Genomic DNA, 13996 nt, shown 5'->3' on the forward strand with positions numbered 1-13996 from the left:
CCAACCCTCTTATTGTTCTGTCAGCGGGCGCACGTGGACGCCGCTCTGCAAAGACTCAAGCTGTGCGTTGTCGGTGATGCCAAAGCCGATCTGCGTAACCGCCATCGCGGCAATCGCGGTGGCTCGGCGCAAGGTGGTTTCGGGCACATCGAAAGTCAGCAAACCGTGGAGCATCCCGGCCAATAGCGAATCCCCGGCACCCACGGTGCTGGCGACGCTGACCTTGGGCGGCGTGGCGTGCAGCGCAGTGCCGGGGCTGAACCAGTTGACGCCATCGGCGCCGTGGGAAATCACCACGTGTTCGACGCCCTGGTGGTGCAAACGGGCCGCCGCTTGTGCCTGCTGGGCGACAGAGTCTGTCGGGCAGTCCAAGGCATCAGCCAGCTCTTCGGTGTTGGGCTTGATCAGCCACGGGCCGGCGTTCAGCCCGGCGCGCAAGGCTTCGCCGCTGGTGTCGAGGGCGACTTTCAAGCCGAGGTTTTTCAGTTGCTGCAGCAAGCCCTGGAACCACTGCGGGGTGATGCCACGTGGCAGGCTGCCGGCCACGACCACGGCGTCATATCCCGGAGCAATCCTTGCCAGTTGCTCAAGCAAGGCTTGTTGCGCCTGCTCGCTGACCACCGGGCCCGGTGCGTTGACGTCCGTCACCCGCCCGCCCTGCTCGGCGATCTTGATATTGCTGCGGGTTTCTCCCGGCACGCGAATAAACGCATCGGTAAAACCACGACGGGCAATCAGCATCTCGAATGCCTGGGGATTGTCCTCGCCAAGAAAGCCGCCCACGGTCACCTGATGGCCAAGGTCTGCCAGCACCTGGGCAACGTTCACGCCCTTGCCGGCAGCATGGGTGATCATCGCTTCGCTGCGGTTGACCTCACCCGGTTCCAGGCGCGCCAGACGCACCGTGAGGTCCAACGCCGGGTTCAGCGTCAGGCTTAAAATCCTTGCCATTTACACGGCCTCCACAAGCGCACGCACTTCGGCGGGAGAACCCACCGCCAGGGCTTTTTGGGCCAGGCCTTGAGCCTCGGCCAGACTGAATTCACGCACCCGCGCCTTGACCTCGGGGATGCTGCGCGCCGACACGCTCAACTCATCCACACCCAGGCCGATCAGCACCGGAACGGCCAACGGGTCGGCCGCCAACTCGCCACACACGCCGACCCATTTGCCATGGGCATGGGCCGCGCGCACGGTGATGTCGATCAGTTGCAACACCGCGGGGTGCAGGCCGTCAGCCTGGGCCGACAGCGTCGGGTGGCCACGGTCGATGGCCAGGGTGTATTGGGTCAGGTCGTTGGTACCGACGCTGAAGAAGTCGACTTCCTTGGCCAGCACCGGCGCCAGCAAGGCGGCCGATGGCACTTCGATCATGATCCCCAGTTGCAGGTCGGCCACCGGGATTTCCAGGCGCAGGCGCTCGGTCATGTCCCGGGCCTGGCGCCACTCGTCCACGCTGCCAACCATGGGGAACATGATGCGCAGCGGGCGGTTGTCTGCCGAGCGCAGCAGTGCGCGCAATTGCGCTTCCATGATCTGCGGGCGTTGCAGGGTCAGGCGAATACCGCGCACGCCGAGGAAGGGGTTTTCTTCCTTGGCGATCGGCCAGTAAGGCAGCGGTTTGTCGCCGCCCACATCAAGGGTACGCACCACCAGTGGCCGACCGCCGAGGCCGTCAAGCACGCGGCGGTATTCGGCTTCCTGGGTGGCCTCATCGGGCGCCTGTTTATGGGCCATGAAAATCAATTCGGTGCGCAGCAGGCCGATGCCTTCGGCGCCCTGCTCTACTGCGCTGGCAACCCCGGCGCTCTCGCCGATATTGGCGAACACTTCGACGCCATGGCCATCGCGGGTCAGGGCCGGTTGATGGCGTTGCGCGGCAGCGGCTTGCAGGCGTTGTTCGCGAGTGTCGCGCTCGACGGTGGCGCGCTGCAAGGTCGCGGCGTCGGCATTTACGTGCAGGCGGCCGCGCTGGCCATCGAGCAATAACGGCGTGCCCGAAGCCAGCAGCAACACCGCTGGGCCTGCGCCCACCAGGGCGGGAATGCCCAGTGCGCGGGCGACGATGGCGCTGTGGGCGGTGGCGCCACCACGGGCGGTAAGGATGCCGGCGACGCGCACCGGGTCCAGGCGCGCAACGTCCGAAGGGCCGACTTCGTCCATCACCAGGATGTAGGGTTCGTCGGGCTCCTGGGCGGTTTCGACGCCGCACAGTTGGGCCAGCACGCGGCGGCCGATGTCACGCAGGTCGGCGGCGCGCTCGGCGAGCAAAGCGTCCTGCAGCGACTCCTGCTGTTTAGCGGCGGCTTCGATCACGCTCATCCAGGCCGCTTGCGCGCTTTCGCCTTGCTTGAGGCGCGTTTCTACTTCGTCGGTCAGTTCCGGGTCGTCGAGCATCTCCTGGTGGGTGATGAAGATCTCGCGGATGGCCTTGGACTTGCTGCGCTCGATCAGGCCCTGAATATCCTGGCGCACGTCGGTCAATGCCGTGTGCAGGCGCTGGCGCTCAATCACCGGCGATTCGCCGCGCAGCGGGTAGTCGAAAGGTTGCAGCACCTGGATATGCGCCGGGCCAATCGCGATGCCGGGGGCGGCGGCGATGGCCTGGATCAGGCTGCCGGATGCCGGTGCGCTGAACACCGGCTCGATGTCGACCACCGGCTGTTGGGTGCTTACCGCCGGCAACGGCTCGATTTCTTCGCCAAGGCCTGCCTCCACCGCCGCCAACATGGCGGGCAAGGCGTCACCGGCAATGCCAGGTTCAGCGACAAACTCCAGCACCTGGCCACGACGCGCACCCAGGCCCAGCAATTTGCTCAGGCTTTTTGCCGATACCGCGCTGACGTCGCCGTCCACGATACGCACCCGTATTTCACCGTCAAAACTTTTGGCCAGTTGCGCGAGGATCTTCGCCGGGCGCGCGTGCAGGCCGTGGGCGTTGGCCAGGGCGATGCGTACGCTGGGCCAATCGGCCGGCAGTTCACCGCCGAGTACTTCCAGTACCGCACGGCTGCTGGTGGCGCGGCCAAGTTCCTGGCCGCGACCTTCGATCAGTAAGGCACACAGGCGTTCGAGCAAGGTTTGGTGCGCCTCGCCGAGGCTGGCCAGGCAGAACAGGCCGCTCAATGGCTGGCCCAGGTAACGCATCGGTTTGTCCGGCGTGACAAAGGCCAGGCCCGGACGCTTCACCGTCTGCTCGCTGTGCAGCCACCACAGGCCGTCGCCCAGGGGCAGCGCATCGACTTGTTGCAGCACCGCAGCAAAGCCATTGCTTACGCAATCGGCCTGGCGCAGCAGGCGTGCGCCGCGCCACACCAGCTCTTCGAAATCGTCAGCCGACACACCCAGGCCAATCATCTGTGCGTCCAGCGCCAGCTCTTGCGGCGCGCCTTGCAGCAGTTTCAGCAAGGCATCGGCGGAGCTGGCGCGGCGCAGGGCCTGGCCCAGGTCGGTTTCGCCGAGGGCGCGGGTCAGCAGTTGCAACAGGCGAAGGTGCTCGTCGGATTTGGCGGCAATACCAATCGCCAGGTAGACGATCTGGCCATCGCCCCAATCCACCCCTTCGGGGAATTGCAGCAGCCGCACGCCGGTGGCAAACACCTGGTCGCGGGTTTCGGGAGTGCCGTGGGGAATTGCTATGCCCTGGCCGAGAAAGGTCGAGCCTTGGGCTTCACGCGCTTGCAAGCCACTGAGGTAACCCTCGGCGACCAGGCCATCGGCCACCAGTTTTTCAGCCAGCAGTTGCAAGGCAGCAGACTTATCCACCGCCGTCTGGCCCATGGATATCTGCTCGTGGGTGAGCTCAAGCATGCCGTTCTCCTAGTTAGTGCGGCAGGCGCACTAGGTATTATTTTGAATAAATCAATGCAAAGGCGTTCGAAAAAATTGACTGAGTGGTCAGTTGGCAGGACCACGTTCGTCGCGATAATCGTAAAAATACGCTTGCTGAAACGTTTAATCTAGAATTTATGGCAGATTACGCGTTAATTAAGCATGATTGAAGCGCCACTCGGCTGTTGAGTTGCGACGCTGGTCGCCTGCAGTAATCGGTTACGATTGGACAAAGTGTCGGGGCAAGCTCTAAAAAACAAGGAAATCCCGGTTTGAAACTCAGTGATATTGCGCGCATTGCCGGTGTGTCTGTGACCACCGCCAGCTACGTCATCAATGGCAAGGCCGAACAGCAACGGATCAGTAGCGCAACCGTCGAACGGGTGCGCGCCGTGGTTGAAGAACATGGCTTTACGCCAAACCCTCAGGCCGCCGGGCTGCGCAGCCGGCATACCCGTACCCTGGGTTTTATCCTGCCGGACCTGGAAAACCCCAGTTACGCCCGCATCGCCAAGCTGCTGGAACAAGGTGCACGGGCCCGTGGCTATCAACTGCTGATCGCCAGCTCCGACGACGACGCCAACAGCGAGCGGCAATTGCTGCAACTGTTCCGCGCCCGCCGTTGCGATGCACTGTTTGTTGCCAGTTGCCTGCCGGCCAGCGACGACAGCTACCGCGAACTGCAAGCCAAGGGCCTGCCGGTGATTGCCATCGACCGGGTGATGGAGTCTACGCAGTTTTGCTCGGTGGTCAGTGATGATCGCCAGGCCTGCCAGCAATTAACCAGCAGCCTGTTGCAACCGCTGCCCAAGCAGATCGTGTTGATCGGCGCACGGCCCGAGTTGAGCATCAGCCAGGAACGTACTGCAGGTTTCAGGGAAGCGCTGAAAGACTTCAACGGCGAAGTGCTGATCGAACAGGGCGAGTCGTTCAGCCGCGACTGTGGCCGACAACTGATGGAGCAGTTGCTGCAAAGCCTGGGGCATTTGCCTGACGCGCTGGTGACGACGTCCTACGTCCTGCTGCAAGGGGTGTTTGATGCGCTGCATGACTTCCCGCTCAAATCCCGCCCGCTGCGCCTGGGGACTTTTGGTGACACGCAGTTGCTGGATTTCCTGCCGCTGCCGGTGAATGCCATGGCCCAACAGCATCAATTGATCGCCGACACCGCGCTGCGTTTGGCGCTGGCGGCGATTGAAGACCAGCATTACGCGCCCGGCGTGCATGCCATCGGCCGCACGTTCAAGCAGCGGATTCATTCGGAGTAAGCGGTGTGGAGCTGATCGACAGCCACACCCATCTGGATTTTCCGGACTTCGATGCCGACCGCGCAGAAGTCCTGGACCGCAGCCGCCATTTGGGCGTGCGCAGGATGGTGCTGCTGGGCGTCTATCAGCAAAATTGGCAACGGCTGTGGGACCTGGTGCAAAAGGACGCAGGTTTATTCGCGGCCTTCGGCTTGCACCCGGTGTACCTCGATGAGCACCGCCCCGCCGACCTCACGGAACTGGCTGACTGGCTGACCCGCCTGAACGGCCACCGGCAACTGTGTGCAGTGGGCGAAATCGGCCTGGATTACTTCCTCGAACAGCTGGACCGCGAGCGCCAGCAAAGCCTGTTTGAAGCCCAACTGAAACTGGCGGTGGATTTCCAGCTGCCAGCGCTGCTGCATGTGCGACGCAGCCATGCCGCCGTGATCGCCACCCTCAAGCGTATCCGCCTGCCACGGGGCGGCATCATTCACGCGTTCGCCGGCAGCCAGGAAGAAGCCCGCGAGTACATCAAGCTTGGGTTCAAACTGGGCCTGGGCGGCGCGGCCACGTGGCCGCAAGCCTTGCGCATGCACAAGGTAATTGCCCGGCTGCCGCTGGAATCCGTGGTCCTGGAAACCGATTCGCCAGACATGGCGCCGGTGATGTTCCCCGGCCAGCGCAACAGCCCCGAACACCTGCCAGACATCTGTGCAGCCCTGGCCGAGCGCATGGGTATCAGCCCTTCAGCGTTGGCCGAGGCGAGCACTCGCAATACCTGCGAGCTGTTCAACTGGTAGTTTTTACCTAACGCAATGTCAGCGTCATCCGCTGCCGGTGGCGGGCGTAGCGCAAGGTCGCGAAGTAAATCAGTACCGCCATCAGCGAAACATTGAGCTGCCCAGCCACACTGATCAGCCCTATCCACTCCGCTACCAACGCCACCAGCAACGCCGCGCTGGTGAGCAAGATCATGCTCGGTCGCAGCAAGCCCAGATTGTCCAGGGACTTGAACTGCTTTAACTGTTTGGCACAAGTCGGCCGCACGCCCTTATGGCAGTACGGGCAATCGAACGGTACGCCAATGGAAATAGCGTTGAGCTGCCAAGGCTTGAGCTCAAATGAAATGGCGCAATGGGCACAATGGCCTCGTACGCCAACAATTGCAGCGGTCATGACAGAACCTGCGCGAAAATGGATGAAACAAATTCTCACCCATTTTGGCATCAGAAAAAGATCAGCGCCAAAAACAGGACACACACTACGTACCGCGCGAAATAATCCTACAACCCAAACTCACACACGAAAGGCTCCGATCAACTGCTTCAGCTCGACCACTTGCAACGACAACTGCCGGCTGGCTTCCTCGGTCTGGTGCGCACCCTGCGCCGCGTGCTCACCGGCCCGGTTGATTTCCACGATGTTCTGGTCGATGTCATGGGCCACGGCGGTCTGCTGCTCGACGGCGGCGGCAATCTGCTGGTTCTGGTCGACGATCATGCCTACGGCGCCAAGAATATTTTCCAGGGCCTGCTGGACCTTTTCCGACTGCCCCACCGTACCATTAGCCATCTCGTGGCTGGTGCCCATGGCCTTCACCGCCGCGCCGACACCGCTGTGAAGCTTGGCGATCATCTGCTCGATTTCCTCGGTGGAGTGTTGGGTACGCCGGGCCAGGGTGCGAACCTCATCCGCCACCACGGCGAAACCGCGTCCTTGCTCACCGGCGCGCGCAGCCTCGATGGCGGCGTTCAGCGCCAGCAGATTGGTTTGTTCGGCGATGCTCTTGATCACTTCCAGCACGCGGCTGATGGATTGGCTGTCGATGGCCAACTGGTTGATCACCCGCACCGACTGATCGATCTCCAAGGCCAATGCCGCGATGCTGCCTTGCTGGGACTGCACCAGGCCACGACCGCTGACGGTTTCATCGTTGACACTGTGGGCACTGCTGACCGCCGCCGCCGCACTGCGCGCCACTTCCTGGGCGGTGGATGACATCTGGTTCATGGCGGTCGCCACTTGCTCGATCTGGCTGCGCTGGCCGGATACGGCCTGGTTGCTGCTGGCCGAGACCGACTCCACTTGCCCGGCCTGGCGTTCGACCTCGTTGACCGTGTGCCCTACCCGCTCGATCAGGTCATGGATTTTTGCCACGGTACCGTTGAACACCTGGCCCAAATCCCCCAACTCATCGCGGCTGTGCGCGACGAAGGTGACGGTCATGTCGCCCGCAGCCACCTTGTCCATCATTGCCCCGAGGCGGCGCAAGGTGGTGCGGGTGGAGGCGTAGAAACCGGCGTACAGATAGAAGATCAGCAAAAACACCGACACCAGGGCCGCCACCAGTCCGATCATGTGCGTGCGGTTCTCCGACAGGCGCTGCTCCAACTGCTGTTCGAGAAAGGTCAGGGTGGCTTCGTTGAGCTGGTAGGTCCTGGCCATCAATGTGCTGACTTCGTCGTAGAAACCTTGCCACGGGGCGTCGAGGGTTTGGGCCATTACCACCTGCTCTTCGAACAACTCACTGCCTTGCTTGAGGCTGGCCTTACTCGCGTCGGCAAGGCTCGCCAGCGCTGCGTGGGCAGGTTTACTGGAGCCGAGGGCGTCTTGCAGTTTCAGGCCATATTCGGCCTGGAGCTTTTCCAGTTGCTGCAGCAACTCATCAAAGCGGGTGCTGGAAGAGGAATTGAGGAAGCCCTGGCCCAACGAATACGCGCCCATTGCACGGCCTTCGCCCAAGGTCTGGGTGACTTGCGGGGTGACGCTGGTGATCAGTTCGCTGAGTTGGCGCAGGTCGCCTTGGGGGTCGCGGCTCAAGCCTGATTGGCTGGCGATGATCTGGCTGAGGATGTGTGCCTTGTTCAACAGTTTTCCGATCAGTGCGCTTTTGCTCAACAGCGAGGTTTCCTGCTGTTGGGCCTTGAAGGCAGCGATCATCTCGTCGCGCTTGGCTTCGAATGCGGCGGTTTGTTCGGGGTCGGTGGTGAGGGCCTGAAAGCTCTGCAGGCGCTGTAGCAGGCTTTGTTCGAGGGCGGTGATCTGGCTTTCGATATCACCGGCCTTGCCGGATTGGCCAAGGGTGGCGTTGATCTGCACCTGGTTGTTGAGGGTTTCCAGGTCGCGGCGCAGGGCCAGGCTTGCGCCCAGCAGGTCGAGGCTTTGCAGCTCGATGCGGGTGCCCTGGAATTCGCGCCAGGAGTCGCGCACCAGGTAGTAGTTGGTGGCCAGCATGGGCAGCAGGAACAGCACGCTGATGAGGCTGAACTTCATGCCGAAGGTCAGGCGGTTCATGAACGCGACGGCGGGATAGAGCAAGCGCTTCACAGGTGAACTCCCTTTTCTTTTATTTTTATTGAGGGCGCAGGGCGGCGGCAGATAGCCACTATTTGGCGCTCTGTCTGTATAGCTCAATTCGAAAAGGAGGTTTGTAACTTAAGGTTAACGGCAGGCGCGAGTTGCTCGCGCCTGCCGGTGCAGATCAGGGCAGCACGGTCCAGATAGCGAAGCCGGCATACCACAGCACGGCGGCGCGCAGTAGCAATTCCCAGATTCGATCCAGGCTGTTGATACCCTCGGCGCCCACCACCGGGGGCGGGATTTCAGCAGCCACCAGGCCAACCTTGTCCACCAACTGCGCCGCGCTGATATCCCAGCTCAACAGTTCGTGAAGCATCACACGGCCGACCGCCACAAAGTTGCCCACCAAGGCAAAACTGGCCGCCAGCAAGCGCACCGGCAACCAGTCGAAGGCATGGCGCAACTGCCCGGCACGCTCGGCCACCAGCGGGTTCTTGCTGTTCTCGGTCGCCAACGCCAGCAGGCGGTAGGCCAGGGCAGCCACTGGTCCGAGGAGGAAGTACCAGAAAATCACCGCAAAGAAACTTTGGTAGGCCTGCCACAGCAGATGGCCCTGGACCCGCTCCAGCAACTGTTCACCACTGTCGGCGCTGAGGCCCAGGTCGCGTTCGGCCACATGCTCGGCGGCTTGCAGGTCACCCCGGCGCCAGGCATCACGAAACGGTCCCAGTCCGGCCAATAGATCGCCACGGCCCAGGCTGTAGATCACCACCAGTAAATGCACCGGCAGCGCCAACAGGCCATAAGCCACTGGCTCCAGCACCAGCAGCAACAGCGCAAGCAAGGCCACCGGCAGCAGCACCAGCAGTGCGAGGATCAGCCACGGCTGCTTGCCCATACTGGCGCTCGATTCCAGCTTGGCCAGCTCCCGCAACCAACCGCCATCACGTTGTATACGGTGGCGCAGGGCCGAGAACTTCTCGATCCATACTGCCAACACCAACACCAGGAAACTCATCGTGCGTGTCCTCCATCCTGCAAGGCGCTGCGAAAGCGCGCCCAATCAAAAGCGGGTCCGGGATCGGTCTTGCGTCCCGGGGCGATATCGCTATGGCCACAAATGCGCTGGCGAGTAATGCCCGTGTACGCCGCCAACAACTGGCGCGTCAGGGCGATCAGGGATTGATACTGGGCATCGGTGAAAGGCAAGTCGTCGGTACCTTCCAGCTCGATCCCCAGGGAAAAGTCGTTGCACGTCTCACGGCCCTCAAAGCTCGATACCCCGGCATGCCACGCCCGGTCCTGGCAGGAGACAAACTGCGTCACCGCGCCGTCACGCTCAATCAGAAAATGCGCAGAGACCCGTAGGTCGGCGATACCTTCAAAGTAGGGGTGTTCCGTGACATCCAGGCGATTCTGGAAAAACTCATGCACCTTGCCGGTGGCGAATTGCGCCGGTGGCAGGCTGATGTTATGCACCACCAACAGGGATATCTCGCCACCGGGGCGCTCGTTGAAGTTGGGCGAGGGGCAATGGCGAATGCCTTGGCACCAACCGCTGGCGGGGTCCAACTGCATACAGGTTCCTTGAACGAGGCTGGGGTGGCTCAGTATGCCGCGTTCCGCTGTCTGGTTGCGATCACTTGGCGCGATGAAGTTGGCGCAGGTTGCCAATCACCGAGGCCAGGGCACGGTCAAACAACAGCGCGTCATCGAGGGTTCGCACCGCGCCACGCTTGAACTGCAGCGCCAGTTCAACCGGGCTTTTTTCCAGGACCTTGAGGCCGGTTCGATTGACAAAAATACAGGTATTGCCCGGCGCCACAATCGCTGTCAGCTTGCAGCGCAGGGTGTTTTCGGTGTCTTCCTGGAACTCGACCCAGCAACCGATCCGCAGTTGGCGGACCTTGAGCAGGTCGGCGTCATCTTCCGGCAGGCTCACCGAAATGGCCGGTGCGGTGTGGCTGAGGACGAAAGCTTCGCAGACCTCGACCCGGGACAGCGAAGCCGGTCCATCAGCGTTGCCCCGCAAAGACAGGACATGCAGGGTTTGCAGTTGGCTGAAAAATTCCCGAGTGAGGAATGGGTCAAACGCGGCACCGCTCAACCCGTCGCGCAGGGCCTTGAGCAGGTCGGGCAACTGCTCCAGCAGGTGCCGGCCTGCCTCGGTGTCTTCGCTCAGGCCGACACTCCAGATCAATTCGTCCATGGTGCGCAACCCCGCCGCCCATTGCAGCGAGCGCTCGCCATGCTTGAGGCAAGCCAGCAACAGCACCTGGCTCCAGGCCTGTTGCAGGAACTGCACCACGACCTCGGGCAGCACTTTGCCCAGCAGGCGCGAATTGAGTGCCTCGGCCACCCGCTGACGGGCAATTTCAGTGCGGGCACGGCCTTCTTCCGCATCACGGGTGCGCTGTTCCAGCAATTCGCTGCGACGCCGTTCGTCATGGGTAAACGCGGTAAATTCCGTCAGCAACTGGGAAAAAATCGCCGGGTCATCGACGAAGTCATTCAGCAATCGCTGCACCACCTGCTCGATGTGCAGGTACAGGCTGTCACGCTGATAATCGTCGCGCCGGCCCCAGCCCATGGACGCCGCGGCGATTTCATTGAGCAGGCGTCGCGCCGGGTGGTTGCCGCGGCTGAAAAAGCTCTTGTCCAGCACCGCCACTTTCAGCATCGGGATCTGCAAGCCCGCGATCAATGCCTTGAGCGACTCTGGCACCGTGCTGTCATCGAGGATGAATTCAAAGAGCATGGCAATCAGGTTGATCACATCCTCGTCTGCATCCTCCACCACCCGCGACTTGCCGCTCTTGACGCTGACCCGGGTCAGCAGTTGTTCCAGCTGGCTGCGCAGGTCAAAATCATCTTCGACCTCGGGTGCAGGCACGTATTGCTGCAAATGAGAGAGCAGGCGCAGCAGGTCGCGGGTGGAGATGGGTTGGGTCTCGGCACTGGCCTCAAGGGTTGGCGCAACACTGCCGCGCACCGCAGACAGCAATTCCTGCAGGCCCGCGAAAACTTCCTGGCCACTGTCATCCGCGGGATGGCCGGCGATGGGCGGGATGTCTTCGGGCAAATCGGCAGCAGCGACAGCACGACGGGAAGGAACGGCCTTGAGTTCGGGCAACACACCGGTGGCAATCAGCAATTGATTGGCTTCGCCGTATAACAGGTCGGCGTCACTGAGGACGTATTTCTCAAACAGCTTCAGAACGATCAGCTTGACTCGTATTTCGACACCCAGGCTACGCCCCGCCTGCAGAAAGAACGCGCACAGCATCGCCGGCCCCAAAGGGTTGTCGCGATCATCCAGGCGCTTGTCGAGCAACGCGTTCAGGCGGGCCGTCAACTGCCCGAGGGCCAGGCCATCACGGCGCAGCACCTTGCCTAGCATGGCTTCAAGGGCGACGGCTTTTTCGAGCTCGTCACTGGAGGCGCCGGGCACCGCCGCGTAGGACACCACCGGAATCAGTTGCAGCTCACCGCGCTCCACGTTGCCAAGATTGGCAAACGCCTCAAAGAGTTGTTCCATGAAGCCGCGCTCGAAATTCTTGCGCTTGAGGCGCAAGTCGCGCATGGCTTCAAAGAAAATACCGTGGTCGACGTTGCTGCGGGACTTGTCGGCCATTTCGAACAGGGTGTCGTCGGCGTTATCAAACAACTCCTGCAGTCCTTGCCTGAGTTGCTGCGCCGCCTTGTCACGGACCTGAAGCAACACCACCGGCAGGCGGGCGAGCGGCGATGGCATCGCCCGTGCCGTATTGATCGGCACCACCTTCCCGTCATTGTGCATCCTGGCCTCCTGAAACGGCGGTATTCGATTGTGTGAAAGATCGGTGCAGCAACAGGGGAACGTACCCCAGAGCACTGCGAAATCGGGCTATCACTGCGACGTCAAAGCTATGACGCCAATTGCAAGGCGCGAGATTATCTTGCAAATGGGGGTTGTTGCGCCAGCAAACTCTGAGATTGCTGTGTAAATGAGCGCCGCGAGCCGTGCCGGTGGCGCCGGTTACCTTGGGTTCAAGCCCGACCTGCCCCTATAATCGAGGCACTTTGTTTGTGGAGCCTGTTATGCCCAATCTTCGTCTAGCCGACCTGACCGCCGAAATCGAAGCCAATGTGCGTCGCGCACTACTGGAAGACATCGGCAGCGGTGACATCACCGCGCAGTTGATCCCGGCCGAGCGCCTGGCCAAGGCTACGATCATCACTCGGGATGCCGCCGTGATCAGCGGTACGGCCTGGGTGGAGGCGGTGTTTCGCCAGTTGGACCCGCGTGTCGCGGTGCACTGGCAGGTGCGCGACGGCGAACGTGTCAGCCCGAACCAGGCATTGTTTCATCTCGAAGGTCCGGCCCGTTCGCTGCTCAGTGGCGAGCGCTGCGCGCTGAATTTTCTGCAACTGCTGTCAGGCGTAGCCACCCGTGCGCAATATTTGGCGGATTTTGTGGCGGCCACCCAGGTCAAGCTGCTGGATACCCGCAAGACCCTGCCCGGCCTGCGGCTGGCGCAAAAGTATGCCGTGACCTGCGGCGGCTGCCACAACCATCGCATCGGCCTGTATGACGCGTTTCTGATCAAGGAAAACCATATCGCGGCCTGCGGCGGCATTGCCCAGGCCATCAGTGCTGCCCACAAGATAGCCCCGGGCAAGCCGGTGGAAATCGAAGTGGAAAGCCTGGATGAACTGCGCGAAGCACTGGCGGCGGGCGCCGACATCATCATGCTGGATGAGTTGAGCCTGGATGACATGCGCGAAGCGGTGCGCCTGAACGGCGGCAAAGCCAAGCTGGAAGCCAGTGGCGGGATCAACGAAAGCACCTTGCTGCCCATCGCTGAAACCGGCGTGGACTACATCTCCATTGGGGCGATGACCAAGGATGTGAAGGCGGTGGATTTGTCGATGCGGCTTAGTCTCTAAAACGCCCTTGAATGTAAGCGCCTGCTTTTGTGGCGAGGGAGCTTGCTCCCGCTGGAGTGCGCAGCGCTCCCAAGGTTTTTGGGGTCGCTTCGCAACCCAGCGGGAGCAAGCTCCCTCGCCACATTAAACTTGTGTCAGATCGCGAGATTATTCATCCCGCAATACTCGTTCCAGTCCACACCCAGCACCTCGGCGGCCTCCTTGTGCAAAGCCAGGCGCGCCGCTTCGAACGCTTCGGGGGTGGAGGTGTACTTGAGGGTCAGTTCCCATGGCTGCAGGCCCTGGGCCTCGGCCTCATCCTCAAATGACCATTGGATCTGGTCCCTTTGATCATCGGCGCTCAGGTCCTTGATCTCATCCAGCAGTTCCGGCGACTCCGCGACGTACTTTTTGAGGGCTGCTTCGTGCCGCGCTTCCTGGGTCATTTCTTGTGTGGTCATTTGTCGTTCTCTTAGATCGAGGAATGGGGATGCATCTGGGTCATCAAGGTCGCGCAGATACAAAAGAACAGGCATGAATACCGGTTCGTCTGGCCTTCAGAACCATTCTGGGATCATCTGAAAACTGTGTTGCCTTTGTGCCCGAGACAGGAATCGAACCTGCGACCTTCGCGTTACGAGTGCGCTGCTCTACCGACTGAGCTACACGGGCGGTGGGCTAAAGCTAGCACTGCCTTGGGCGTCCGG

General features: G+C 61.6%; 11 protein-coding genes, 1 tRNA gene and 1 pseudogene. 3 read left to right on the top strand and 10 right to left on the bottom strand.

The window, feature by feature from the left end; genetic code table 11:
* Nucleotides 1-9: 9 nt before the first annotated feature.
* Both pfkB and ptsP read right to left on the bottom strand, forming a co-directional pair.
* Complete coding sequence (pfkB, locus tag RGV33_RS27985) at nt 10-951, bottom strand: 1-phosphofructokinase (RefSeq protein ID WP_322147552.1); 942 nt, start codon at nt 949-951, stop codon at nt 10-12.
* Nucleotides 952-3810: a phosphoenolpyruvate--protein phosphotransferase gene (gene ptsP / locus RGV33_RS27990; RefSeq protein ID WP_322147554.1), complete on the bottom strand. Its 2859-nt coding sequence runs from the start codon at nt 3808-3810 to the stop codon at nt 952-954.
* Between the two features lie 293 nt (nt 3811-4103).
* On the opposite strand from ptsP, the gene cra reads away from it, so the two are divergent.
* Nucleotides 4104-5099: a catabolite repressor/activator gene (cra, locus tag RGV33_RS27995; protein WP_322147555.1), complete on the top strand. Its 996-nt coding sequence runs from the start codon at nt 4104-4106 to the stop codon at nt 5097-5099.
* A gap of 5 nt (nt 5100-5104) precedes the next feature.
* Nucleotides 5105-5881, top strand: a complete 777-nt coding sequence (locus RGV33_RS28000; protein ID WP_322147557.1) for a TatD family hydrolase — start codon at nt 5105-5107, stop codon at nt 5879-5881.
* Nucleotides 5882-5888: 7 nt separating this feature from the next.
* Here the strand turns inward: RGV33_RS28000 and RGV33_RS28005 are convergent, their stop codons facing one another.
* The 6 genes and pseudogenes from RGV33_RS28005 to RGV33_RS28025 all read right to left on the bottom strand — a co-directional run bounded on the left by RGV33_RS28005 (nt 5889) and on the right by RGV33_RS28025 (nt 12180).
* Complete coding sequence (locus RGV33_RS28005) at nt 5889-6257, bottom strand: hypothetical protein (RefSeq protein ID WP_416152093.1); 369 nt, start codon at nt 6255-6257, stop codon at nt 5889-5891.
* Between the two features lie 120 nt (nt 6258-6377).
* Nucleotides 6378-7307, bottom strand: coding sequence for a methyl-accepting chemotaxis protein (locus RGV33_RS34375; RefSeq protein ID WP_416152142.1), 930 nt, complete (start codon nt 7305-7307; stop codon nt 6378-6380).
* Nucleotides 7284-8375: pseudogene (locus RGV33_RS34380) on the bottom strand (methyl-accepting chemotaxis protein); the annotation flags it as partial. The pseudogene RGV33_RS34380 and the gene RGV33_RS34375, both read right to left, overlap by 24 nt.
* 187 nt (nt 8376-8562) lie before the next feature.
* Entirely contained in the window at nt 8563-9399 is an 837-nt protein-coding gene (gene ampE, locus RGV33_RS28015) for a regulatory signaling modulator protein AmpE (RefSeq protein ID WP_322147561.1), read from the bottom strand.
* Nucleotides 9396-9959, bottom strand: coding sequence for a 1,6-anhydro-N-acetylmuramyl-L-alanine amidase AmpD (gene ampD / locus RGV33_RS28020; protein WP_322147562.1), 564 nt, complete (start codon nt 9957-9959; stop codon nt 9396-9398). Before ampD ends, ampE begins: the two co-directional genes overlap by 4 nt.
* Before the next feature lie 61 nt (nt 9960-10020).
* A complete protein-coding gene (locus tag RGV33_RS28025; protein WP_322147563.1) occupies nt 10021-12180 on the bottom strand; it encodes a DUF1631 domain-containing protein in 2160 nt (719 codons plus the stop codon).
* A gap of 281 nt (nt 12181-12461) precedes the next feature.
* Between RGV33_RS28025 and nadC the strand changes: the two genes are divergently transcribed.
* Nucleotides 12462-13310 (top strand): carboxylating nicotinate-nucleotide diphosphorylase, encoded by an 849-nt coding sequence (gene nadC, locus RGV33_RS28030; protein ID WP_322147564.1) that lies wholly within the window; start codon nt 12462-12464, stop codon nt 13308-13310.
* Between the two features lie 134 nt (nt 13311-13444).
* Here nadC and RGV33_RS28035 read toward each other — a convergent pair whose 3' ends face one another.
* The gene (locus RGV33_RS28035; RefSeq protein WP_177084328.1) at nt 13445-13750 is read right to left on the bottom strand and encodes a DUF6388 family protein; all 306 of its coding nucleotides are present in this window, start codon (nt 13748-13750) and stop codon (nt 13445-13447) included.
* 138 nt (nt 13751-13888) lie between these two features.
* Nucleotides 13889-13961: transfer RNA gene (locus RGV33_RS28040), tRNA-Thr, on the bottom strand.
* Between the last annotated feature and the right edge of the window lie 35 nt (nt 13962-13996).

The sequence above is a fragment of the Pseudomonas sp. Bout1 genome, from assembly GCF_034314165.1.
Classification (GTDB): Bacteria; Pseudomonadota; Gammaproteobacteria; order Pseudomonadales; family Pseudomonadaceae; genus Aquipseudomonas.

Bases quoted from the DNA above. Each gene is read 5' to 3' on its own strand.
- ampD (WP_322147562.1), bottom strand. From the start codon at position 9,959: ATGCAGTTGGACCCCGCCAGCGGTTGGTGCCAAGGCATTCGCCATTGC.
- ampE (WP_322147561.1), bottom strand. From the start codon at position 9,399: ATGAGTTTCCTGGTGTTGGTGTTGGCAGTATGGATCGAGAAGTTCTCG.
- RGV33_RS28035 (WP_177084328.1), bottom strand. From the start codon at position 13,750: ATGACCACACAAGAAATGACCCAGGAAGCGCGGCACGAAGCAGCCCTC.
- RGV33_RS34375 (WP_416152142.1), bottom strand. From the start codon at position 7,307: ATGACCGTCACCTTCGTCGCGCACAGCCGCGATGAGTTGGGGGATTTG.
- RGV33_RS28005 (WP_416152093.1), bottom strand. From the start codon at position 6,257: ATGACCGCTGCAATTGTTGGCGTACGAGGCCATTGTGCCCATTGCGCC.
- RGV33_RS28025 (WP_322147563.1), bottom strand. From the start codon at position 12,180: ATGCACAATGACGGGAAGGTGGTGCCGATCAATACGGCACGGGCGATG.
- nadC (WP_322147564.1), top strand. From the start codon at position 12,462: ATGCCCAATCTTCGTCTAGCCGACCTGACCGCCGAAATCGAAGCCAAT.
- pfkB (WP_322147552.1), bottom strand. From the start codon at position 951: ATGGCAAGGATTTTAAGCCTGACGCTGAACCCGGCGTTGGACCTCACG.
- ptsP (WP_322147554.1), bottom strand. From the start codon at position 3,810: ATGCTTGAGCTCACCCACGAGCAGATATCCATGGGCCAGACGGCGGTG.